This window comes from Pseudomonas sp. ANT_H12B (assembly GCF_008369325.1).
In the GTDB taxonomy this organism is placed as follows: Bacteria; Pseudomonadota; Gammaproteobacteria; order Pseudomonadales; family Pseudomonadaceae; genus Aquipseudomonas.
Genome location: NZ_VOBI01000003.1, coordinates 336,756 through 359,267, shown reverse-complemented (window position 1 = coordinate 359,267; position 22,512 = coordinate 336,756). Strand labels below are relative to the sequence as shown.

12 protein-coding genes and 2 pseudogenes are annotated in these 22,512 nt (G+C 58.3%); 6 read left to right on the top strand and 8 right to left on the bottom strand.

All coding sequences use genetic code 11. The features are described from left to right. Positions 1–343: 343 nt before the first annotated feature. The 5 genes from FQ185_RS06870 to putP form a co-directional block, all read right to left on the bottom strand. On the bottom strand, positions 344–760 hold the full coding sequence (locus FQ185_RS06870) for a hypothetical protein (protein ID WP_149416852.1): 417 nt from the start codon (positions 758–760) through the stop codon (positions 344–346). Next, the gene (locus FQ185_RS06865; RefSeq protein WP_149416851.1) at positions 760–5,565 is read right to left on the bottom strand and encodes an RHS repeat-associated core domain-containing protein; all 4,806 of its coding nucleotides are present in this window, start codon (positions 5,563–5,565) and stop codon (positions 760–762) included. Before FQ185_RS06865 ends, FQ185_RS06870 begins: the two co-directional genes overlap by 1 nt. Continuing rightward, on the bottom strand, positions 5,565–6,302 hold the full coding sequence (locus tag FQ185_RS06860; RefSeq protein WP_149416850.1) for a DUF4123 domain-containing protein: 738 nt from the start codon (positions 6,300–6,302) through the stop codon (positions 5,565–5,567). Before FQ185_RS06860 ends, FQ185_RS06865 begins: the two co-directional genes overlap by 1 nt. Beyond that, a complete protein-coding gene (locus tag FQ185_RS06855) occupies positions 6,292–8,310 on the bottom strand; it encodes a type VI secretion system tip protein VgrG (RefSeq protein ID WP_149416849.1) in 2,019 nt (672 codons plus the stop codon). Before FQ185_RS06855 ends, FQ185_RS06860 begins: the two co-directional genes overlap by 11 nt. Before the next feature lie 274 nt (positions 8,311–8,584). Next, the gene (gene putP / locus FQ185_RS06850) at positions 8,585–10,069 is read right to left on the bottom strand and encodes a sodium/proline symporter PutP (RefSeq protein ID WP_149416848.1); all 1,485 of its coding nucleotides are present in this window, start codon (positions 10,067–10,069) and stop codon (positions 8,585–8,587) included. Positions 10,070–10,533: 464 nt separating this feature from the next. Here putP and putA point away from each other — a divergent pair, with 464 nt between their 5' ends. The 3 genes from putA (at position 10,534) to FQ185_RS06835 (ending at position 17,455) form a co-directional block, all read left to right on the top strand. Further along, on the top strand, positions 10,534–14,487 hold the full coding sequence (gene putA, locus FQ185_RS06845; RefSeq protein WP_149416847.1) for a trifunctional transcriptional regulator/proline dehydrogenase/L-glutamate gamma-semialdehyde dehydrogenase: 3,954 nt from the start codon (positions 10,534–10,536) through the stop codon (positions 14,485–14,487). A 258-nt stretch (positions 14,488–14,745) separates the two neighbouring features. Next, positions 14,746–16,548, top strand: coding sequence for an acyl-CoA dehydrogenase (locus FQ185_RS06840; protein ID WP_149416846.1), 1,803 nt, complete (start codon positions 14,746–14,748; stop codon positions 16,546–16,548). A gap of 184 nt (positions 16,549–16,732) precedes the next feature. After that, complete coding sequence (locus FQ185_RS06835) at positions 16,733–17,455, top strand: hypothetical protein (protein ID WP_149416845.1); 723 nt, start codon at positions 16,733–16,735, stop codon at positions 17,453–17,455. Positions 17,456–17,534: 79 nt separating this feature from the next. On the opposite strand, the pseudogene FQ185_RS30840 reads toward FQ185_RS06835, so the two are convergent. From FQ185_RS30840 to FQ185_RS06820, 3 genes and pseudogenes are all read right to left on the bottom strand, one after another. Next, positions 17,535–17,882: pseudogene (locus FQ185_RS30840) on the bottom strand (chemotaxis protein); the annotation flags it as partial. Positions 17,883–18,169: 287 nt separating this feature from the next. Then, a complete protein-coding gene (locus FQ185_RS06825) occupies positions 18,170–18,472 on the bottom strand; it encodes a cell division protein ZapA (protein ID WP_149416844.1) in 303 nt (100 codons plus the stop codon). Further along, the gene (locus FQ185_RS06820; protein ID WP_149416843.1) at positions 18,469–18,699 is read right to left on the bottom strand and encodes a hypothetical protein; all 231 of its coding nucleotides are present in this window, start codon (positions 18,697–18,699) and stop codon (positions 18,469–18,471) included. The genes FQ185_RS06825 and FQ185_RS06820 overlap by 4 nt, the downstream gene beginning before the upstream one ends. Positions 18,700–18,974: 275 nt before the next feature. Between FQ185_RS06820 and FQ185_RS30990 the strand changes: the two are divergent. The 3 genes and pseudogenes from FQ185_RS30990 to FQ185_RS06810 all read left to right on the top strand — a co-directional run. Next, positions 18,975–19,745, top strand: a pseudogene (locus tag FQ185_RS30990) (MCP four helix bundle domain-containing protein); the annotation flags it as partial. After that, positions 19,728–20,600, top strand: coding sequence for a methyl-accepting chemotaxis protein (locus tag FQ185_RS30985; RefSeq protein ID WP_371926599.1), 873 nt, complete (start codon positions 19,728–19,730; stop codon positions 20,598–20,600). The pseudogene FQ185_RS30990 and the gene FQ185_RS30985, both read left to right, overlap by 18 nt. A 167-nt stretch (positions 20,601–20,767) precedes the next feature. After that, positions 20,768–22,510, top strand: coding sequence for a potassium/proton antiporter (locus FQ185_RS06810; protein WP_149416841.1), 1,743 nt, complete (start codon positions 20,768–20,770; stop codon positions 22,508–22,510). Positions 22,511–22,512 lie beyond the last annotated feature (2 nt).

The following is a 22,512-nucleotide window of genomic DNA, read 5'->3' as shown; positions in this document are numbered from 1 at the left end:
CACGCACAGCCGCCGCGAACGATCTTACGGACACAAATAAAGTGCCGCAATCAAACGACAGCGCTGACGCGCGGTGAATTTCCAAGGGTTCCTACACCCTGCCACTGCATTTGCAGTGACAGCCGAAGACTATCCATGGAGCTCACTTCGCACCAGTTCATGGAAACCGCTACAGCTTGAAGGAAACTTCCGATGACCTTGCCCAGAAATTTCGCTGTCTGTAAGACCGTATTCGCGGGCAAGCCACGCTCCTACAGATCGCCACCGTCCTGTGGGAGCGTGGCTTGCCCGCGATTGAGCGCGAAGCGGTCATAAAATCTATCCACCTCAGAGATAACAAGCCTTACCAGGTTGATTGGTCTTCAAGACTGGCTTTATGAAGGTCGTCTTTCCACTCTTCACTTGCCAACCTAAATACATCCTCAAAAAAACCACGGGGGTCTTTCAACGAGTACCACTCAGCTCGAGGCCAACTTGAGTCATATACATCGTCTATATTGAACAAAATTTGAAAATCATAACTACGATCTCGTAGCTTTTCGGCCAAGAACTCAAACAACAAAAACTTGTGTCTATAAGACAAACACTCCAGCTTCAAACTATACCTAACGATAAGGATCTCTCTATCAAACTGGTTATCAGGATCAAAAACTTCAAGTTCTTCACCACGAGTTTCCTCACGATCATAGACATTGAACACCCCAATAAACCACATCAAGTTCGGTTCAAAATCTTTATCAACAAACGGATTTCGCAACATCACTTTCTCTCCGTAGGAAAACCCGTATAAGGCCAATCCACCTTATCCTGGTCAAACTTAACTTCAAACCAATCCAAATTTTCATTCAGCGTAGGGTTTTGTTTGTCTTTTTTGTTCGGTCGATAACCGCGACCTGCGCCTGGCAACTCCATCCTCACAATTGGGTCATTGTTATGGTCCCAACCTGTATATGGATCCAGCCCCAGCCTTTCCCTCGTCATAGCTTTGTTCAACGCATTAAAATGAACCCTCCAGTTTGCGAACTGGGAGCTCAAACTCCCTCTAGGTGGTACTGGTACTCTCCCCGTCTTAGGATTTGCTCCGTTTATAGCCCTCTGTTTGAGTGCCACATCAGGTATTTCTGAACTGTGCTTTTGCACAGTGTGCATTTTATATTTTTTCTCCAGCTTAATTACCCGCTCTTTGGCACTAGCTTCAGCCAACTCATCAATCCGTGCCCTCCGCTGCTCAGCCGTCATCTTCGGCAGAGCCGGCTCACCCTCATCAACCTTAGCGCCAGTCGTATCATCCGGCGCCCCACACCCTGGCTTATTCGGCGGCGGACAGTTCCCGCTCAACCCCAACGGATCAACCCACCCCGTCGGATTCGGCGTGTACGGGTACTGGTTCAGCCCACCCGCCAACTTGATCGGGTCCGGCGTCAGGTACCGTCCAACCTCTGGATCATAGTACCGATGCCGGTTGTAATGCAGACCGCTCTCGGCGTCGAAGTACTGCCCTTGAAACCGTAAGGGTTGCTCGAGCTGCTCTCCCCCACCGAACACCTGCTGAGTGACTTTGCCGTAGGCGTTGTACTTCGCCGACCAGACAATCTCGCCACCGAAATCGGTCAGTTCCTGCGGTGTACCGAGGTGATCGAGCTGGTAGTAAAACGGGCAGGCCCTGCGCGGGCCTTTGCCGTCGAGCATGGCGAGCGGGCGGAAGCTGCCCGGTTCGTAGACGTAGCTGCGGTAATGCTCGCGGCTGCTTTCGGCGATGAGGTGGTCGCCTTGCCAGAAGAATTCGGTGGTTTTGCCGTCGACGGTTTTGCTGATGCGGCGGCCGAAGGCGTCGTAGCGGTAGCTGGCGCAACGTCCGTCCGGGGTGGTGACGCCGATGAGGCGGTGCTGGCAGTCGTAACGGTACTCGGTGATCAGTTTTTGCGCGGTGCCGCGGCGTTCGCGGATGAGGTTGCCGAAGGCGTCGTAGTCGTAGTGGCGGTCGCCTTGCATCAGCAGGCGGTTACCTTTGACGGTCGCGGAGCCGGGGCGGTCCTGCATCAGCAGGTTGCCGGCCGGGTCGTGGGCGAAGCTTTCCGGTGCGTCGTCGCGGGTGTGGCGAACGCGGATCAGGCGGTTGAGCGGGTCGTATTGGTAATTGCGTTGGCCGTGACGGGTGTCGGCGATGCTGTCGAGATTGCCGTTGGCGCTGTAGGCATAGTCGCGGCGATACAGCGATTGTTGCTGTTGGCTTACGGCGTGGGCCTTCAGACGTCCCTGATCGTCGTAGGCATATTCGCTGAGCAGTTGACCTTGCTGGCGTTGCTGCTCGCGGCCGAAGGCGAATTGGTGAGTGGTGAGTCGCGCGCCATTGAGGTCGATCGCCGTCAGCGCCCCGCCCTTGGCGTGGTGGTAATCGAGTTTGCTGCCGTCCGGCAGGCGCAGGCGATTCAGTTGACCGCAAGCGTCGTAGCCATAACGCAGGGTGCCCCAGCCCTGATGTTCGGTGATCAGCCGATCCTGCGGGTCGTACTCAAATTCCAGCGGATGATCGTGGCCATCGTCGACGCTGAGCAGCCGGCCGAGGCGGTCGTAGCGGTATTCAACCTGGGTGCCGTCAGGCAGGGTTTTGACCCGCAGGCGTCCGGCCGAGTCTCGCTCATAAGCCGTCACCAGCTGCGAGCCGTCGTCGCCGAACTCGGTTTTCTCCAGCAACTGGCCGTTGAGGTCGTAAGCGTACGCCGTGCGTTGGCCGTCGAATCCGGTTTCCTGTCGGATCAAGCCGTTGGGCGTGTAGTCCAGGCGATAGGTTTCGCCGGATTCGTTTTCGATTGCCGTGAGCAATAGCTGCGCGTTGTCGTAGCGGTAGCGCAGCTGGGTGCCGTCGGGATTGAGGCGGCGGCTGACCAGGTGCAGGTCGTCGATGTATTCGTAGCGGGTGACGCGGCCCAGTTCATCGCGCTCGGCGGTGATCTTGCCGTAGGCGTTGTAGCTAAAGGCGCGGCTGGCGCCGGTAGGCAGCGTGGTCTGGAGCAGTCGGCCAACGGCATCCCAGTGGTACTGGGTAACGGCGCCGTGTTCGTCCTGACGGGTAATCTGCCGCCCCAACGCATCGTAGGAAAAGCGCCGCTGGCCGCCGTCCGGCAAGGTCTCTTCGAGCAGTTGCCCCAAGGCGTTCCAAACAAACACATGCCGGCTGGTGTCCGAGTAGCGGATCGACAGCAGTTGCCCTTTGTCGTCGTAGTAATAGTGGCTGACCTGGCCGTCGGGGTCAGTCGCTTCGGTGATGTCACCCTGGGCATTGCGCTGATATTTCCACACGGCTTTGCCGCGATACCGCGCATGCAGGAAACCGTTGCGATACTCGTAGGCTGTCGGTTCGTCTTCCGGCGGAATCAGCGCGATAAGGCGCCCGACTTCGTCGTAACGGTATTCGGTGATGGCGCCGAGCGGGTCCTGCTCGGCCAGCAGCCGACCGTGGTCGTCGTAGGCCTTGAGGTGTTCGCCGCCGTCCAGCTCGACCTTGCGCACCAGCCGCGCCCGGTCGTCGTGGACGTAAACCTCTTTACTGCCATCGATGTTCTGGACGGTGACACTGCCCTCGTCATCCCAGACGTATCGCGCGTCCATCTGCGCAAACGACGCCCAATGCCGGACACATCGGGCCGCCTTGCCGGACCGTTCCCACTCCCAGAAAAAACTCGCCCCTCCGGCCAACTGCCGCTGCAGGATGACGTGCTGATTGTCGTAGTCGTAGCGCTCGCTTTCGCCAGCGGCATTGGTGGCTTCGATCAAGCGATGACGAGCGTCGTAACGGTAGGCAACCAGTGTTTGTTCGGTACGCCAGGCGTCTTCCAGGGTGTCGGCCGGCTGAAAACGCTGATAGTCGATGGCGACCAAATGGCTACGGTCATAGCGCAATCGCAGGGCGCGGCCGGCGCCGTTGTCGAGGCGTTTGATGCGATCTTGCCGGTCGCGGGTGATGCGCAGACGGTTGTCGTAAGCGTCGCTGATGGTCGTCAACCGACCGTTATGAAAGTGATAGAACCGTGCGTCGTCACCGGCCTGGGCGAGGATCAGTTCTTCTGGTTGATCTCCGAGATAAATCGCCGCCCGCGACAGGCTGTTGTGGATCGCCGGGCGTTCGCTGGTTGGCAACGGGAAAGTGGTGCGGCGGTTTTCGTGGTCGATCCAGATGACGCTGTCGCCATCGATTTCCAGTCGATGAGACAGCGAATGACTCCAGCCGAAGCCGAGGCCGTCATCGATTTCAGCGGCACTGGTGCGATAGAGCCGGGTGAACTCGAACGGCAAAATCCCGTCCAGCGTACCGTCGCTGAGAGTCAGCAGTTCCTCGCCGGTGACCATCGATACCGGGCATTTGTTGGTGGCGGTTTTATCAACGGAATCGGCGCTGTTGCCGTTGGGGTTTTTCGCTTGATCCGGGGCGTCGTCGTGGTGTTCGTCTTTTTTCAGCGTGGTGTTCTTGCGGCCATTCCAGCGCAGTTGCACCCGGCCTTGTTTGAGCCCCGCCGCCACACCCCGTGCGGCAACTGTTTTATAGCGATCAACGTAAGCCATGAAGTTGTTGATGATCGTGACCATCGACTTCACGAAGCCCATCGCGGCCTCATAAATCTGCGCGCTGTACTTCATCAATCGCACCGCGAGCCAGGCAACACCCACCCCGACCACGCTCAGCACCAGCCCAATCAACAAATCGATGACCAAGCCCACCACAACCTTGGAAATGGCCTCGGCCGAGGACCCGGCCAGTTGCGAAGGTGGCAATGCTTCAAGCCATAGCACTGCGGTGCGCATCAACAAACACAACGCCGCCTCGTCGCTGGCCAGCAACATGGCTTTTTCCATCAAGTCCGGAGCGCTTTCCGCGAGCTTGGCAAGTTCGCCAGCACTTTCACCCAGCTTCTCGGCAAAGGCTTCGGGGTTTTTCAGGATGTCGGTGAGCTCCCCGATGCCATCCCAAACAGCCTGAATGGCTGCCCAACCACCTGCAAGCATGCCATTGCCCACCGCCGCCAACGAAGCTGATGCCGATTGCTGCGACCATTGCGGCTTAAACCCTTCCCACTCTTTGCGCAGCCAGCCTTCCAGCTCTTGGGTCAGGCCGTCGTAAGAGGAGAAAAGCTCATCAATTTGAGTCGGGGTGACTTCACTCTGGACATGAACGCGATAGAACTTGCCGGGTGTGCCTTGGAACTGCCCTTTACCGTTTTTATCGAGTGTTACAGGCGTCGACTTGCCGCCATCAGAGGCAATCACATCGACCTGAATATTCCCCAGCGGAATGTCGTAAACCGACTCGAACTTGCTCTCGATCTCCAGAATCCCGCTCTTCGGGCACAGCGCAAGACTGGAGAAAAAATCGTCATCACGACTGCTCACCGCGGTGGTGGTATTACCCAGTTTTATGAGCCGCTCCATGTCCATCAGCGAGGGCATGTCCGTAGCTCGGCTGCCTTTGTCCGCATTCCTGCTTAAGAATCCACCAAGTTGTTGGCGATACAGATTCAAGGTGTCTTTAAAACCGTCGAGCTCCTGCTCGATCCGTACGATCTGATCCATCAGTTCAGCTCCGCCATCAGGTAGTCCACCAAGGCTGTTTTGGGTGCTTGAGGCAGGTCCGGTGTTTCAAGAAAGATCGCAATCTTGTGGTGCAAAACGCTTACGGAAAACGCCTCGTAAAGGTCAGGGCGTTCCTCGCTCAGCCACTTCACCAAGTTGTTGATGCGGGTTGTTGCGGACTCTTCGGCGAGCTGTTTGAGCAGCGATTCGGAAACTTCCCACCATGGAAAAACACGAGAAGTTTTCAGCGCATTACCACCAATTTCGAGCGGCTGGCCATTGATCAAACAGCGCCCGATCACCGGCATCAGCTGCGTAGCGTTAACCTCGGTTGACCGAAGAATCGACAGCAAATAACGCCCATCCCAGAAGCGGAAAAACACCGCATTACCGTTGGGAAAAAGGACTTGAGTGAGGCTGCGCAGATGCTCGACCAACACCTCTTGAGGGGCAGAAGAAACCGCCAGCCAACCCCAGTCGGGACACTCGGTGCTGGCAACCCACTGCAGAAACTCACTACCCGCAGCGACGATTCCGACATAGGGCATCACCGGTTCCCACTCGGCGTAAGCGGTGCCGGCCCAGATCGGACTGGGTGCTTGAGCTTTGATCGAACGCTGCCAGGCTTTAAACGGTTCAGCGGCATTCGCGCTGCTGAAAACCGCGAACAACTGCTCGGTAGGCTTGAGTGGTTGGCGATCCAACCAGTCGCGGGGTGACAAGGCATCAGGCTGCACAGAAACCCTCCTTGCAGCGCTCACATTCCTCACAGAACGGTGCGTCGCTTTTCAGGCTCAGAATCTGTGCGGCACTCAGCAGCGCGGCCGGTGCGGCGGCGAGTTTCAGCGGCGTATCCGGCAAGGACGGCGCAGCGGCCATCGCTGGCATCAACGCGCCTCCCACCTGAATCGGTACGCTGCTGAAAATCCCGCCGGGGCCGATGTTGATCCACTGCCCGCCCGCCTGAATCGTCGCGCTGGCCCCGCCGTCGATGACCACTTGCTGACCGGCGCTGACATGGAATTGCTGACTGGCATTCAGCGCCTGGCTGGTCACCCGAATGTGTCGGTCACCGACCACCACCAAGTGATCATCCCGTTTCACTTCGGTCTGGCGCTGGCCATGAGTGATGCGCTGCTCGTCGGCTTTCAGCTCATGGCGAGCGGTGCCGGTGACGACAATGCTGCGGGCGTTATCGACCTGCACCTGTTGATCATTCAGTACGTGCTGAGTCCAGTTTCGCTGGGCGCGCAGGTAGATTTCCTCGGCGCCTTTGCGATCCTCGATGCGCAATTCGTTGTAACCGCCACCACCGGGACTGCTCTGGCTGCGGAAAATGCTGCGGGTCTTGTCGGCGGGAAGATCGAGCGGCACGGGGGTTGCGGCGTTAGGCAGGCAACCCATCACCAGCGGTTTATCGGCATCGGCGTCGACGAATCCCACCAGCACTTCCATGCCGACTCGCGGGATCATCACGCTGCCGTAACGGTCGTGCGCCCAGCCGGTGGCGACGCGCAGCCAGCAACTGGAGTGTTCATCGAGCTGACCGTCACGGTCCCAGGCCAGCTGAACCTTGACCCGACCGAACTCGTCGCAATGGATTTCACTGTCGGTCGGGCCGGTGACCACGGCAGGCTGATAGCCGAGCATGCGTGGTTTTTCCGGCCCGAGTGGAGGGCGAAACAAAACGTCCCACGGTGTTGCCAGAAAGGTATTGCGATAGCCCTGGAAATCATCCGGGCCGTCACTGGTAACCGACTCTTCCAGCACTTGCGGCTGGCGGCCACGGTGTTCGATTTCGGTGATCAACCACAGGTCATTCCATGCCTGACGCGGATGCTCAGCCAGGTGTAGGAAATGCCCGCTGACCAAAGCCGATTCGTCGCCACGACCTTCGGCCTGACGGAAGTCGGCGTTGTGGCGTTCGAGTGCTCGTTGGGCCAGATGCTTGCCGTGTACACGGTCGGTGAATTGGCCCGGGAAGTGGTAATCCTCAAGCACCGGTCGCAGCTCACTGTCCAGGTGGCTTTCAAGTTGCAGGCGAGGTTTGTTGAAGTCGTAGTCGCGACGGGTGACCGCTGTCGTCCGGGTTTCCAGGCGCACGTTGAAACGTTTGATGGCCGGCGCATCCGCCGCCATTCCGCTGCCCGGCAAGTACAGCGTTGGTTCGGGCAGACGAGGGAAAACCGTCTGGTCATCACCAAACACCAGCAAGTGCCCATCGAGGCTGTGCTGAAAGTGGTAGTGAATACCGATCTCGGCACACAGCCGCTGGATGAACGCCAGATCGCTTTCGGCGTATTGCACGCAGTACTCGCGCGCTGGGTAGTCGCTGCCGAGCCGAAACTCGAAAGCATCGCGCTGGATACCGTGGTCCTTGAGGACCTGCGTGATGATCGCCGGCACGTTTTTGTGCTGGAAGATCCGTTGATTAATACGCTGACCGAGGTAGGCCAGACGCGGCACGAGGCTGATTTGGTAGCCCGTCAGGCGGTGGCCGGAATCGCTTTGGCCAACGCGAAAAATCTGACCGTGAATGCCGGAACCCTGCGCATCAAAACTCAGAAATGCCTGACGATGCAGGAGGCTTTCGAGTTCGATGTCGGGTCGGTCGCTGACCAGTTCCAGATCAAAACGGTAGGGCTGGCTGATGGCTTCCTTGCCCGTGAACTCAAGTACCTTGAGCTCATTCTGGACGCCGTCGATCGTCAACGTGAAACGCGGTTGATTGGCAGGAGCGAACATCCGATGTGTCTCTGCAGAATGAAGGCGGGCGATTCTGCATGAGCGACAAGGGGTATTGATGGAGGGGCAGGGAAATCAGATTTGCCCTACTTTTTTAGAGATTTGTCCTTCAGCAATCAGTGTGTTTGGCTACAGACAACTCCTTCAAAACCACCAACCCACAGGGAATTCACAGCGCTTCGAGATTTGCGTGGTCCAAAAAAACGGCCCGCCTCCAAAAGGAAGCGGGCCGTTTTCATGTTCGGCGAAAGGTCAGAGCATCAGCTCATCCCCATCACTTGTTCAGGCGGAAATCTGCCTCGGCAGCGGCGAAGCGCTGAAGCATGCCTTTGGTAGGCTCGCCCAGTTTGCTGACGAAGAAGATCGCCAGGCTGGCGAAGATGAAGCCAGGGATGATTTCGTACAGGCCCAGCAGTTCGAAGTGTTTCCACACGATCACGGTGATCGCGCCGACCAGGATGCCGGCCAGTGCGCCGTTGCGGGTCATGTCTTTCCAGATCACGGAGATCAGGACAACCGGACCGAACGCTGCACCGAAACCAGCCCAGGCGTAGCTGACCAGACCCAGTACACGGTTTTCCGGATTGGCCGCCATGGCGATAGCGATCAAGGCAACCAGCAGCACCATGGCACGGCCGACCCAGACCAACTCGACCTGGGAAGCGGTTTTACGCAGGAAGGTTTTGTAGAAGTCTTCGGTCAGGGCACTCGAGCACACCAGCAGTTGGCAGCTCAAGGTGCTCATTACCGCAGCCAGAATGGCCGACAGCAGTACACCGGCGATCCATGGGTTGAACAGGATTTTCGCCAGTTCGATGAACACACGCTCGTGGTTTTCGGTCACAGGACCGGCCAGTTCAGGGTGCGCCGAGAAGTAAGCGATACCGAAGAAACCTACCGCGACGGTGCCGCCCAGGCACAGGATCATCCAGGCCATGGAGATGCGACGTGCCTTGGCAATCGACTTGACCGAATCCGCCGCCATGAATCGCGCCAGGATGTGCGGCTGGCCGAAGTAGCCCAGGCCCCAGCCCATCAGCGAGATGATGCCGATGAAGGTGGTGTTTTTCAGCATGTCGAAGTTGCTGGCGTCTTGCGCTTCGATAGCCAGGAACGTGGTATCGACGCCGCCGGTGGCCAGCAGCACGATGATCGGCGTCAGCAACAGGGCGAAGATCATCAGCGTGGCTTGTACGGTGTCAGTCCAGCTCACTGCCAGGAAACCACCGACGAAGGTGTAGGCAATCGTCGCCGCAGCACCGGCCCATAGCGCCGTCTCGTAGGACATGCCGAAGGTGCTTTCGAACAGACGGGCGCCGGCCACGATGCCGGAAGCGCAGTAGATGGTGAAGAACACCAGAATGACGACCGCAGAGATGATCCGCAGCAGGCCGCTTTTGTCTTCGAAACGGCTGGAGAAGTAATCCGGCAGGGTCAGCGCATCGCCGTTGTGCTCGGTCTGCACACGCAGACGGCCGGCAACGAACAGCCAGTTCAGGTAAGCACCGATGATCAGGCCGATGGCGATCCAGCTTTCGGACAGACCGGACATGTAGATAGCGCCCGGCAGGCCCATCAACAACCAGCCGCTCATGTCGGAAGCACCGGCGGACAATGCAGTCACGACGCTGCCCAGGCTGCGACCGCCCAGAATGTAATCAGAAAGGTTGTTGGTGGAGCGATAGGCCATGAAGCCGATCAGCACCATTGCTGCGATGTAGATCACGAACGTGATCAGGGTTGGATTGCTAACGCTCATTAAGTTACGCCCTGGCTTTGTTTTTATGTAGCGGCGGTTTTTGTTAACCGCTCGCAAACGACGACGTTTGACAGACGATTATAGACCCGCGCATTTATGACTGATGTTTCCCCAGGAAAGCCATCAGCCGGTGCACCAGACTTTTGGAGTCCGGTTGCACCTTGGCCGCGAATGCTATTCAACAAAGCAAATAAGGTGCAACCAGTTTCTGGCGAATAAGTTGCACCTAGTCGGATTTATTTACAAAACACGGTTTTTTGCTCCCTTTTAGCGCAGTCATGGCGCGTTGCTATAAGCAAAAGCACCAAGCAGGGGCGGTACTTTCCTAACGGAATTTATTTCCTGACGAGCTGCGTATTATTCCGTCAAAAAAAGGGTTGCACCCGGTTGCACCTCAGCTGACGCACAGCTAATCTTGCCGCCAGCTGATGCCGCGCGGTTGCGGCAAACATGAGGATAAAAATATGGCTACCACCACCCTTGGGGTCAAACTTGACGACCCGACCCGCGAGCGCCTGAAAGCAGCCGCGACTTCGATTGATCGCACTCCGCACTGGCTGATCAAGCAGGCAATTTTCAATTACCTGGAAAAACTCGAGGGTGGTGCAACCCTGTCCGAGCTGAGCGGTTTGATCAGCAAAGACGCTGACGATGCCGGCGAGGTCCATGCTGACCACGCACACCAGTGCTTCCTTGAGTTCGCCGAAAGCATCCTGCCGCAATCGGTACTGCGCGCTTCGATCACCGCCGCTTACCGTCGCCCTGAGCCAGAAGTGGTGCCGATGCTGATCGAACAGGCGCGCCTGCCTGCTGCGATGGCCGAAGCCACCAACAAGCTCGCCTCCTCGATTGCCGAAAAACTGCGCAATCAGAAGAGCGCCGGCGGCCGTGCCGGGATCGTTCAGGGCCTGTTGCAGGAATTTTCCCTGTCCTCCCAGGAAGGCGTGGCACTGATGTGCCTGGCCGAGGCGCTGCTGCGCATCCCGGACAAAGGCACGCGTGACGCGCTGATTCGCGACAAGATCAGCACCGGCAACTGGCACCCGCACTTGGGCAACAGCCCGTCGCTGTTCGTCAACGCCGCAACCTGGGGCTTGCTGCTGACCGGCAAATTGGTCGCCACGCATAACGAAGCCGGACTGACCTCGTCCCTGAGCCGCATCATCGGCAAGAGCGGCGAGCCGATGATCCGCAAGGGCGTCGACATGGCCATGCGCCTGATGGGCGAGCAGTTCGTCACCGGCGAAACCATCGCCGAAGCCCTGGCCAATGCGAGCAAGTTCGAATCCAAGGGTTTCCGCTATTCCTACGACATGCTGGGTGAAGCCGCACTCACCGAGCACGACGCCCAGAAATACCTGGCCTCGTACGAACAAGCCATCCACTCGATCGGCAAAGCGTCTCACGGTCGTGGGATTTATGAAGGTCCGGGCATTTCGATCAAGCTGTCAGCACTGCACCCGCGTTACAGCCGTGCCCAGTACGAGCGCGTGATGGACGAGCTGTACCCGCGCCTGCTGTCGCTGACCCTGCTGGCCAAGCAATACGACATCGGCCTGAACATCGACGCCGAAGAAGCCGACCGCCTCGAGCTGTCGCTGGATCTGCTGGAGCGCCTGTGCTTCGAGCCGCAACTGACCGGCTGGAACGGCATCGGTTTCGTGATCCAGGCTTATCAGAAGCGTTGCCCGTACGTGATCGACTACGTGATTGACCTGGCTCGCCGTAGCCGTCATCGCCTGATGATCCGTCTGGTAAAAGGCGCGTACTGGGACAGCGAAATCAAACGCGCTCAGGTCGAAGGCCTGGAAGGCTATCCGGTGTACACCCGCAAGGTGTACACCGACGTTTCCTACATCGCCTGCGCACGCAAACTGTTGTCGGTGCCGGAAGTCATTTATCCGCAGTTCGCCACGCACAACGCCCACACCTTGTCGGCCATTTATCACATAGCCGGTCAGAACTATTACCCGGGTCAGTACGAATTTCAGTGCCTGCACGGCATGGGCGAACCACTGTACGAACAGGTTGTAGGCAAAGTTTCCGAAGGCAAGTTGAACCGTCCTTGCCGCGTGTACGCACCGGTCGGTACGCACGAAACGCTGTTGGCGTACCTGGTACGTCGTCTGCTGGAGAACGGCGCGAACACCTCGTTCGTCAACCAGATAGCCGATCAGTCCATCTCGATTCAGGCCTTGGTGGCCGATCCAGTGGCCAGCATCGAGCAGATGGCGACGCTGGAAGGCGGCTTCGGCCTGCCGCACCCGCGTATCCCGCTGCCGCGTGACCTTTATGGTGCCGAGCGCGCTAACTCCAGCGGCATCGACATGGCCAACGAACATCGTCTGGCTTCGCTGTCCTGTGCTTTGCTGGCGACTGCTCATAACAACTGGAAAGCGGCGCCGATGCTCGGTTGTGCTTCCAGCACTGAAACGCCTGCGCCGGTTCTGAACCCGTCAGATCTGCGTGATGTGGTCGGTCATGTGCAGGAAGCAACTGTCGAAGACGTCGACAACGCGATCCAGTGCGCCCTGAACGCTGCACCGATCTGGCAGGCCACCCCGCCCGCCGAACGCGCCGCGATTCTGGAACGTGCCGCCGATTTGATGGAAGGCGAGATCCAGCCACTGATGGGCCTGCTGGCTCGTGAAGCCGGCAAGACTTTCGCCAATGCCATCGCCGAAGTGCGTGAAGCCGTGGACTTCCTGCGTTATTACGCAGTGCAGGCGCGCAACGATTTCACCAACGACGCCCACCGCCCATTGGGTCCGGTGGTCTGCATCAGCCCGTGGAACTTCCCGCTGGCAATTTTCAGCGGTCAAGTCGCTGCGGCCCTGGCTGCCGGCAACCCGGTACTGGCCAAGCCTGCAGAACAAACCCCGCTGGTGGCTGCTCAAGCTGTGCGCTTGCTGCTCGAAGCCGGGATTCCGGAAGGCGTGCTGCAACTGCTGCCGGGGCGTGGCGAAACAGTTGGCGCTCGCTTGGTCGGTGACGATCGGGTCAAAGGCGTGATGTTTACCGGTTCCACCGAAGTCGCTCGCTTGCTGCAACGCAACGTCGCCGGTCGACTGGATGCTCAGGGTCGCCCGATTCCGCTGATCGCCGAAACCGGTGGCCAGAACGCGATGATCGTCGACTCCTCGGCGCTGACTGAACAAGTCGTCATCGACGTGGTGTCGTCGGCCTTCGACAGCGCCGGTCAACGCTGCTCGGCACTGCGAGTGCTGTGCTTGCAGGAAGATTCCGCTGACCGTGTCATCGAAATGCTCAAAGGTGCCATGGCTGAATGTCGCCTCGGCAACCCTGAGCGCCTGTCCGTGGACATCGGCCCGGTGATCGACGCCGAAGCCAAGGCGGGCATCGAGAAGCACATCCAGGCCATGCGCGACAAAGGTCGCAGCGTGTACCAGGTGGCCATCGCCAATAGCGAAGAAGTCAAACGCGGCACCTTCGTGATGCCGACATTGATCGAACTGGAAAGCTTCGATGAGCTGCAACGTGAGATCTTCGGCCCGGTGCTGCACGTAGTTCGCTACAAGCGCAAAGACATTGACCAGCTGATCGGTCAGATCAACGCTTCCGGCTACGGCCTGACACTGGGCGTGCACACTCGCATCGACGAGACCATCGCCAAGGTGATCGACAACGTCAACGCCGGTAACGTCTACGTGAACCGCAACATCGTCGGTGCTGTGGTCGGCGTGCAGCCGTTCGGTGGCGAAGGTTTGTCGGGGACTGGTCCGAAGGCCGGTGGTCCGCTGTATCTGTACCGCTTGCTGTCGACTCGTCCTACCGGTGCGATCGAACAATCCTTCGCCCGCGGTGACGCAATCGCTGCGCCGGACGTTCGTCTGCGTGACGCCATGAGCAAACCGCTGACCGCCCTGCAAGCCTGGGCTGACAGCAACAAGCTTGCTGATCTGAGCGACCTGTGCGTGCAGTTCGCGGCGCAATCGCAAAGCGGGATCACCCGTGTTCTGTCGGGCCCGACCGGTGAGCGCAACAGCTACGCCATTCTGCCGCGTGAACACGTGCTGTGCCTGGCGGAAGTCGAAGGCGATCTGCTGACTCAATTGACAGCGGTCCTGGCGGTAGGCGGTTCGGCGGTGTGGCCGGAAGCTGAATTGACCAAGGCATTGTTCGCACGTCTGCCGAAGGAGATTCAGGCGAAGATCAAGCTGGTTTCCGACTGGAACAAGGACGAAGTGGTGTTTGATGCGGTTCTGCATCATGGCCATTCCGATCAGCTGCGCGCGGTCTGCCAGCAGGTTGCCAAGCGTGCCGGTGCGATTGTCGGGGTTCATGGTTTGTCGCAGGGCGAAACCAACATTGCGTTGGAACGTCTGGTGATCGAGCGTGCATTGAGCGTTAACACCGCTGCGGCGGGTGGTAACGCCAGTTTGATGACGATCGGCTAAACCGTAATAAGACCGGGCATCCGCAATGGTTGCCTGGTTTGCAAAATCCCTGTGGGAGCGAGCCTGCTCGCGATAGCGGTCTGTCAGTCACATCTTTTTTGGATGTGCAGGCGCCATCGCGAGCAGGCTCGCTCCCACATTTGTTTTGTGGCGCCTGCTAAGCTGCCGCTCTGCTCCACCATCACCCACATCAATCATCCTTTCAGCCAGCCCTCCCCACGCCTAGACTCGGTCCATTCCAAAAAAAGGTAGGCCGCCATGTCCGAGACGTTGCTCAGTTCCCGCAATCTGGCTTTCGAGCTGTATGAAGTCCTTGATGCCGAGGGCCTGACCCAGCGTGAGCGGTTCGCCGAGCACAACCGCGAGACCTTCGATGCGGCCATCGGTACCGCCCGCAACATCGCCGAGAAGTTCTTCGCCCCGCATAACCGCAAGGGCGACGAGAACGAGCCGCGCTACGAGAACGGTCAGGCGATTCTGATTCCAGAAGTGAAACCGGCGGTGGATGCCTTCCTCGAAGCCGGTTTCCTCAACGCGGCGCGCAGTTTCGACGCGGGCGGCATGCAACTTCCTACGCTGTTGTCCCAGGCCTGCTTCGCACACTTCCAGTCGGCCAACGCGGCCTCGACCTCGTACCCGTTCCTGACCATGGGCGCGGCAAACCTGATCGAAAGCTTCGGCACCGACGAGCAGAAGCAACGCTTCCTGCAACCGATGATCGACGGTCGTTTCTTCGGCACCATGGCGCTGACCGAACCGCATGCCGGCTCGTCGCTGTCGGATATTCGTACCCGCGCAGAGCCTGCGTCTGACGGCACCTATCGACTCAAGGGCAACAAAATCTTCATCTCCGGCGGCGATCACCCGCTGTCGGAAAACATTGTGCACATGGTGCTGGCCAAGTTGCCGGATGCACCGGCCGGAGTGAAAGGGATTTCGTTGTTCATCGTGCCCAAGTTTCTGGTCAACGATGACGGCAGTCTCGGCAAGCGCAACGATGTGTTGCTGGCCGGGCTGTTCCACAAGATGGGCTGGCGCGGCACCACGTCCACTGCGCTGAACTTCGGCGATAACGGCGAGTGCGTCGGCTATCTGGTGGGCAAGCCGCACCATGGTTTGAGCTACATGTTCCAGATGATGAACGAGGCGCGGATTGGCGTAGGCATGGGCGCGGTGATGCTTGGTTACGCCGGTTACCTGTATTCCCTGGAGTACGCCCGCGAGCGTCCACAGGGTCGCGTGCCGGACAGCAAAGACCCGAACACCGCACCGGTGGCGATCATTCAGCACGCCGACGTCAAACGCATGCTGCTGACGCAAAAGGCCTACGTCGAAGGCTCATTCGACCTCGGTCTATACGCGGCGCGGCTGTTCGATGACACCACAACCCTTGAGACCGAACCCGAGCGCAAGCAGGCTCACGAGCTATTGGATTTGCTGACGCCGATCGTCAAATCCTGGCCTTCGGAGTTCTGCCTGAAGGCCAACGAACTGGCGATCCAGATTCTTGGCGGCCACGGTTATACCCGCGAATATCCGGTGGAGCAGTATTACCGCGACAACCGTCTGAACCCGATTCATGAGGGCACTCACGGCATTCAATCGCTGGACTTGCTGGGCCGCAAATTGGCGCAGAACGGTGGTGCGGGGCTCAAACAATTGATCCGCCTGATCGCCAGCACCGTCGAGCGCGCCCAAGCGTACGAATCGTTAACCCCACTGCGTGAGCCACTGGAGCAACTGGTGGCGCGCTTGCAAACGGTGACCATCGGATTGCTGACAGATTTGGGCCAGGGCAAGGTCAACAGCAGCCTGGCGAATTCGGCGCTGTACCTGAAAGTGTTTGGTCATACGGTGATTGGCTGGCGCTGGCTGGAACAGGCGATTCGCGCCGAGGAAGGGTTGGCCAAGGGCAATGCGGCGGATGTCAGCTTCTATAAAGGCAAGCTGCAGGCGGCGCGGTATTTCCTGACGTGGGAAGTGCCAGGTTGCCACCATGAGCTGGCGATTCTTGAGGCGCGGGATGATGTGTGCCTGACGATGCAGGATGAGTGGTTCTGACAATTCAGTAATCGAACCGATAACCCGTCGCCCGTTTCAAACTTCCCACACCTGTCAACTTTGACAGGTGTGGGAATGAATAATGGAGGATAAGCTGATTTCGCCTGACATGTAGTTAGCAGTTTGCCCGGCAAGAATGGACTCGAATGACGTCCGACTCTTATCTTCAAACGAGCAAAACACCATGAGCAGCCAAACTTTCGAAGAGCGATCCATAAAGATTTCCGGGCTTGTGACGCAGGATTACTGCATCCTCGCATCTGTCTCACAAACGCCTTTGCGAAATGGCACTGTCTGGACGAACAAAAACTCAACACTTTCCACTGTATCCAGCAAAAATCACCACCGGCTTTCTGATGAAAAAACGCGGATCATCATCACAACATTACCTGACAACATTGAATCAAGTGTTGAAACAACAGCAACAGCAATGTTCGAGGTTACGTCGGTAGACGATCACTACCTGAGCACCCACCGTGTCACTTTCAAAGATTTTACGCATATCGGGATCGATCAATGGAATGCAACGGTGTATGGCACCCCATTACGTGGCGAAGCGTCAGAAATACTAATAGATCCTTATGTAATGCTCACCGAATACCAATTTTTCATGTCAGCCAGAGTCAACGACGTAATAAAGGATCAAGGTAACGTACGAATCAGCGAAAAGAGATACATAAAGCTAGGTGATGATCTGTATACGAATGAAATCGTAACTCCGGATACCACTTACACTAACTCTAAAGTGTTCAGACAAGACGACATGTTCAGAACGCTAGCTGCAGATGACATCTACATTGATGAGCAAGAATCGAACTGGAGGGTTAAGGAAAAGCAGGTTTTTTACATGTTAAGTATGGGAGGAGTCGACTTTTATGGGCGGGAAATTTTTCTGATAAGGGCATAACTGTCGCTTCGCAGACGCGCCTTCATCGGCGCGTCGTGTTCTTGAAGCGGTCAGGCTCAACTCAACCGAAACCCACCCATCCCACCGCGCTGGCGGCGAGGCCGATTTCGTCGGACATGCTTTCAATATGCCGGATCGATCCGCCCACCACTTCCCGCGCCTGCATCGCCTCATCACGAGCGTTTTGCGAAGCGACTGCCGCGTTGCCGGCGTTCTGAGCGATTTCCTGCACGGTCAGGCCCATTTCATGGACGGCGGTGGCGACCATGTCGGTCATTTCCTGCTGACGACCGGAGCGCTCGGCGGTGTTGTCGACTACCCGCGCGACCTGGCCGACGGCTGTGCGCAATTGCTCGCTGGTGGTCACTACTTCGCCGATCATCTCGCGCTGACTGTCGAGGAACCGGTTGAAGCCACGCGCCAACGAGGATTCGCTCGATGTCGTTGCGCATCGCTTCGATGCTCGACGGCAGTGCCTGTTCGACCAGATAGCTCTGGGCGAGACGGTTGACCACGAGGGTATAAATGCCAACCACAATCACAATACTGGCCAGCAGGGCGGTGCCCATACTCAGGATCAACTGCCATTGAATACTGCGTCGCCAGAACTGCATGGAGCACCCCCAAAGAATAAGAGGCTGAAACACTGCAACAGCCGTGCCGATTGTATACAACACAAACGACAATTTATTCTTTGGTTGTGCGCAAAGCCGATCAGGCCTGATTGATCGTCTTGGAGATCACTTCAACCGTGGCGCTGACTTGCTCTTGGTAACGGTCGAGTTCCTGCTTGTGCTGCTTTTGCATTTCGATCTGCTGGGAGCACAGATTCATCGCGGCCAGCACCAGCAGTCGGTCACCGATCAGTGTCGGGTACTTCTTTTTGGTGTCGGCCAGGGCAGCCTTCAACATTAATGCGGCGTCCAGCAGGGTTTGCTCTTCCCCGGCCGGCGCCTTGATCGAATAGTCCTCCCCCAGGATCGAGACGACTTTTACCCCTGCGGCGCCGTGACTCATGCGCTGACTGGGCCGGCGCTGACGCGCTCAACGAGGGCCTGAATGCGTGCAGCGGTGGCGCCTTGTTTCTCTTCCTGTTCCATCAGGCTCAGTTGCAGGCTTTCGTTTTCATCCTTGGCCTGGGCCAGTTCTGCGCTCAGGGTCTGGTTGGTGCCGAGCAGGGTCTGGTTCTGTTGCACCAAGTCGCTGACCAGCTGTTCCAATTGGTTGAGGGATGCTTCCAACATTTTGATTTTCCAGGCATTTTCAAAGGGCGCGTACGATAAAGAAAAGTCACCACGGATGCCAGGGTTATTCGGGCGCAAGGCCTTGATTTTGCTGGCGGGCGACCTTCCTCGCGAACTTTAAAGACTGTGATTGGCGGATCTGGTTCCTGCACTTCGTCGCCGAAGCCTTTGTGCGACAAAAACGCGCAGGGCCTCAAGACTTTAGTCGTCGGACCGATAAGTCCCCCATACCTCAGTCTCAGCGCCGCACGGATGCGCTCATTTCGGTAAAAACCATGTCCCTTCGTAACATGAATATCGCGCCGCGGGCGTTCCTGGGCTTCGCCCTGATTGGCGGGCTGATGCTGGTCCTGGGTGTGTTTGCCTTGAACCAGATGAGCAAGATTCGCGGTGCCGGTGAAGACATCGCCTCCATCAGTGTGCCGAGCATCAAGAGCCTCGATGAATTCACCCAGCTGACCCTGCGTCTGCGAGTGCTGTCTTATCGTTTGCTGGTCAACCGCGAACCTGAGACCCAGCAGAAAACCATGGAGTTGTTCGACCTGCGCAACCAGCAGATCCGCAACGCTCAAAAGATGTATGAACCGCTGATTGAAGGCCAGCAGCAACGTGCTGCTTACGATCAATATGTACAGTTGCTAAACCAATACCGCCAACTTGAAGACCGGATGAAAACCCTGTCGCGCAATAATCAGGTTGATGAACTGCGCAACATGCTCAATACCGATTTGCTGGCAAACTCTGAGGCGGTGAATTCGGCCTTGGCGAAGTTGCTTGAGATCAACACGCAACAAATCGACGAAACCACGAAGGGCGCCAGCGACCAGTATTCGTCTTCCTTCAACCTGGTCATTACCTTGCTGGTCACCGCCGGCGGCCTGACCCTTCTCTTCGCCTGGCTGCTGACCAACAGCATCACCAAGCCGATCGCCAATGCCCTGAGCGCCGCCGAAGAAATCGCCGAAGGCAACCTGACGCGTCCGATTACTGTCGACGGCGAGGATGAAGCCGGCCGTTTGCTGCTGGCCATGTCGAAGATGCAAGACAAGCTGCGCGATACCTTGCAACGGATTTCCGGCTCCGCCACGCAACTGGCGTCCGCCGCTGAAGAACTCAACAGCGTCACCGACGAAAGCGCCCGTGGATTGACTCAACAGAACAACGAGATCGAACAGGCCGCCACCGCCGTCAACGAAATGACCAGCGCAGTGGAAGAAGTCGCGCGCAATGCCGTCAGCACTTCCGAAGCTTCGAAAAACGCCACCACCTCCGCCGGTGACGGCCGTGACCTGGTGCAGGAAACCGTCAGCGCCATCGAACGCATGAGCGCCGATGTGCAGAGCACCGCCACCCTGATCGGCGACCTGGCCAATGAGTCCCGGGATATCGGCAAGGTGCTGGACGTGATCCGCGGCCTGGCCGACCAGACCAACCTGCTGGCGTTGAACGCAGCCATCGAAGCGGCTCGTGCCGGTGAGGCCGGCCGTGGTTTCGCGGTAGTCGCGGACGAAGTGCGCGCCCTGGCCCATCGTACTCAGCAGTCGACCAGCGAAATCGAACGCATGATCGGCAGCATTCAGAGTGGCACCGAGCACGCGGTAGATTCGATGCGCAACAGCACCGAGCGCGCTGAATCGACCTTGAACATCGCTCGCGGTGCTGGCATGTCGCTGGACACCATCAACAGCGCCATCGTCGAGATCAACGAACGCAACCTGGTGATCGCCAGCGCTGCCGAAGAACAGGCGCAAGTGGCTCGGGAAGTGGACCGTAATCTGGTGAACATTCGTGACCTGTCGGTGCAATCGGCGACCGGGGCGAATCAGACGAGTGCAGCCAGCAGTGAGCTGTCGCGATTGGCGCTGGACCTGAACAATATGGTTGGGCGGTTTAGCCTCTAACCCGTAACTGATCGTTCCCACGCACCCGCGTGGGAACGATCACCGTCCCTGCGCCTCCCTGCTGCAAAACCTTTTTGACAGCATCACATTTCAACAGGTTAGAATCGCTGGCACGCAGACTGCATGGTCAGTTTGTGCCCGCCTTTCAGCTTTCTGGAGTATTGCCTTTGAATGCGACGACCATCAACAGCCTGTTCTTGATCGGCGCGTTGCTGGTAGGTGCAAGCATTCTGGTGAGCTCACTTTCGTCCCGCCTCGGTATCCCGATTCTGGTGATCATCCTGGCCGTGGGCATGGCCGCTGGCGTCGACGGCGGCGGCATTATCTTCGATAACTACCCCACCGCTTATCTGGTCGGCAACCTCGCACTTGCCGTGATCCTGCTCGACGGCGGCTTGCGAACCCGGGTTTCCAGTTTCCGCGTAGCGTTATGGCCGGCGTTGTCTCTGGCCACGGTCGGGGTGTTGATCACCACCGGGCTGACCGGCATGGCAGCCGCCTGGCTGTTCAACCTGAACCTGATTCAGGGCCTGCTGATCGGCGCCATCGTCGGCTCCACTGACGCCGCGGCGGTGTTCTCGCTGCTGGGCGGCAAAGGCTTGAACGAACGGGTGACCGCCAGCCTCGAGATCGAATCCGGCAGCAACGACCCGATGGCGGTGTTCCTCACCGTGACTCTGATCGACATGCTCGCCAGCGGCCAGACCGGCCTGCACTGGAGCCTGCTCACCCACCTTGTGCGCGAGTTCGGCATCGGCGCCATCATCGGCCTCGGCGGCGGCTGGGTCATGCTGCAACTGGTCAATCGAATCAACCTGGCTACCGGCCTCTATCCGATTCTGGTGATTGCCGGCGGCTTGCTGGTGTTCGCCCTGACCAACGCCCTGCACGGCAGTGGCTTCCTCGCGGTCTACCTGTGCGGTCTGGTGATCGGCAATCGCCCGGTGCGCAGCCGCCACGGCATTTTGCACATGCTCGACGGCATGGCCTGGCTGGCCCAGATCGGGATGTTCCTGGTGCTGGGGCTGCTAGTGACGCCCCACGATTTGTTGCCGATCGCCCTGCCAGCACTGGGTCTGGCGTTATGGATGATTCTGTTTGCCCGGCCGCTGTCGGTGATGGTGGGCCTGCTGCCGTTCAAGGCGTTCCACGGGCGTGAGAAGGTGTTCATTTCCTGGGTCGGGTTACGCGGCGCGGTCCCGATCATTCTGGCAGTGTTCCCGTTGATGGCCGGTCTGCCTAACGCCCAGCTGTACTTCAACCTCGCCTTCTTTATCGTGCTGGTCTCGCTGCTGGTACAGGGCACGAGCCTGCCGTGGGTGGCGAAACTTTTGAAAGTGACCGTTCCGCCGGAGCCGGCGCCGATCTCCCGCGCGGCTCTTGAAGTGCACGTCACCAGCGAGTGGGAGTTGTTCGTTTATCGCCTCGGTGCCGAGAAATGGTGCATCGGCTCGCCCCTTCGCGAGCTGAAAATGCCCGAAGGCACCCGGATCGCAGCCCTGTTTCGGGGTCAGCAACTGCTCCATCCGTCGGGTAGTACGGTGCTCGAAGTCGACGATTTGCTGTGCGTAATCGGCCATGAACACAACCTTCCAGCCCTCGGAAAACTCTTCAGCCAGGCGCCGCAACGGGGCCTCGATTTGCGCTTCTTCGGCGACTTCGTTCTCGAAGGAGATGCCCAGCTGGCCGCGGTTGCCGCGCTGTACGGGTTGAAAGTCGAAGGTATCGATCCGGACATGTCCCTGGGCCGTTTCATTGCCCAGAAAGTGGGCGGTGCTCCAGTCGTCGGTGACCAGGTGGAATGGAACAACACCATCTGGACCGTCGCGGTCATGGAAGGGAACAAGATCGGCAAAGTGGGCGTCAGATTCCCCGAAGGAAGTCGCCCGGGTCCGGGCTTGTTCCTCTAAAC

Bases quoted from the DNA above. Each gene is read 5' to 3' on its own strand.
- FQ185_RS06870 (WP_149416852.1), bottom strand. From the start codon at position 760: ATGTTGCGAAATCCGTTTGTTGATAAAGATTTTGAACCGAACTTGATG.
- FQ185_RS06865 (WP_149416851.1), bottom strand. From the start codon at position 5,565: ATGGATCAGATCGTACGGATCGAGCAGGAGCTCGACGGTTTTAAAGAC.
- FQ185_RS06855 (WP_149416849.1), bottom strand. From the start codon at position 8,310: ATGTTCGCTCCTGCCAATCAACCGCGTTTCACGTTGACGATCGACGGC.
- putP (WP_149416848.1), bottom strand. From the start codon at position 10,069: ATGAGCGTTAGCAATCCAACCCTGATCACGTTCGTGATCTACATCGCA.
- putA (WP_149416847.1), top strand. From the start codon at position 10,534: ATGGCTACCACCACCCTTGGGGTCAAACTTGACGACCCGACCCGCGAG.
- FQ185_RS06840 (WP_149416846.1), top strand. From the start codon at position 14,746: ATGTCCGAGACGTTGCTCAGTTCCCGCAATCTGGCTTTCGAGCTGTAT.
- FQ185_RS06835 (WP_149416845.1), top strand. From the start codon at position 16,733: ATGAGCAGCCAAACTTTCGAAGAGCGATCCATAAAGATTTCCGGGCTT.
- FQ185_RS06825 (WP_149416844.1), bottom strand. From the start codon at position 18,472: ATGAGTCACGGCGCCGCAGGGGTAAAAGTCGTCTCGATCCTGGGGGAG.
- FQ185_RS06820 (WP_149416843.1), bottom strand. From the start codon at position 18,699: ATGTTGGAAGCATCCCTCAACCAATTGGAACAGCTGGTCAGCGACTTG.
- FQ185_RS30985 (WP_371926599.1), top strand. From the start codon at position 19,728: ATGTCGAAGATGCAAGACAAGCTGCGCGATACCTTGCAACGGATTTCC.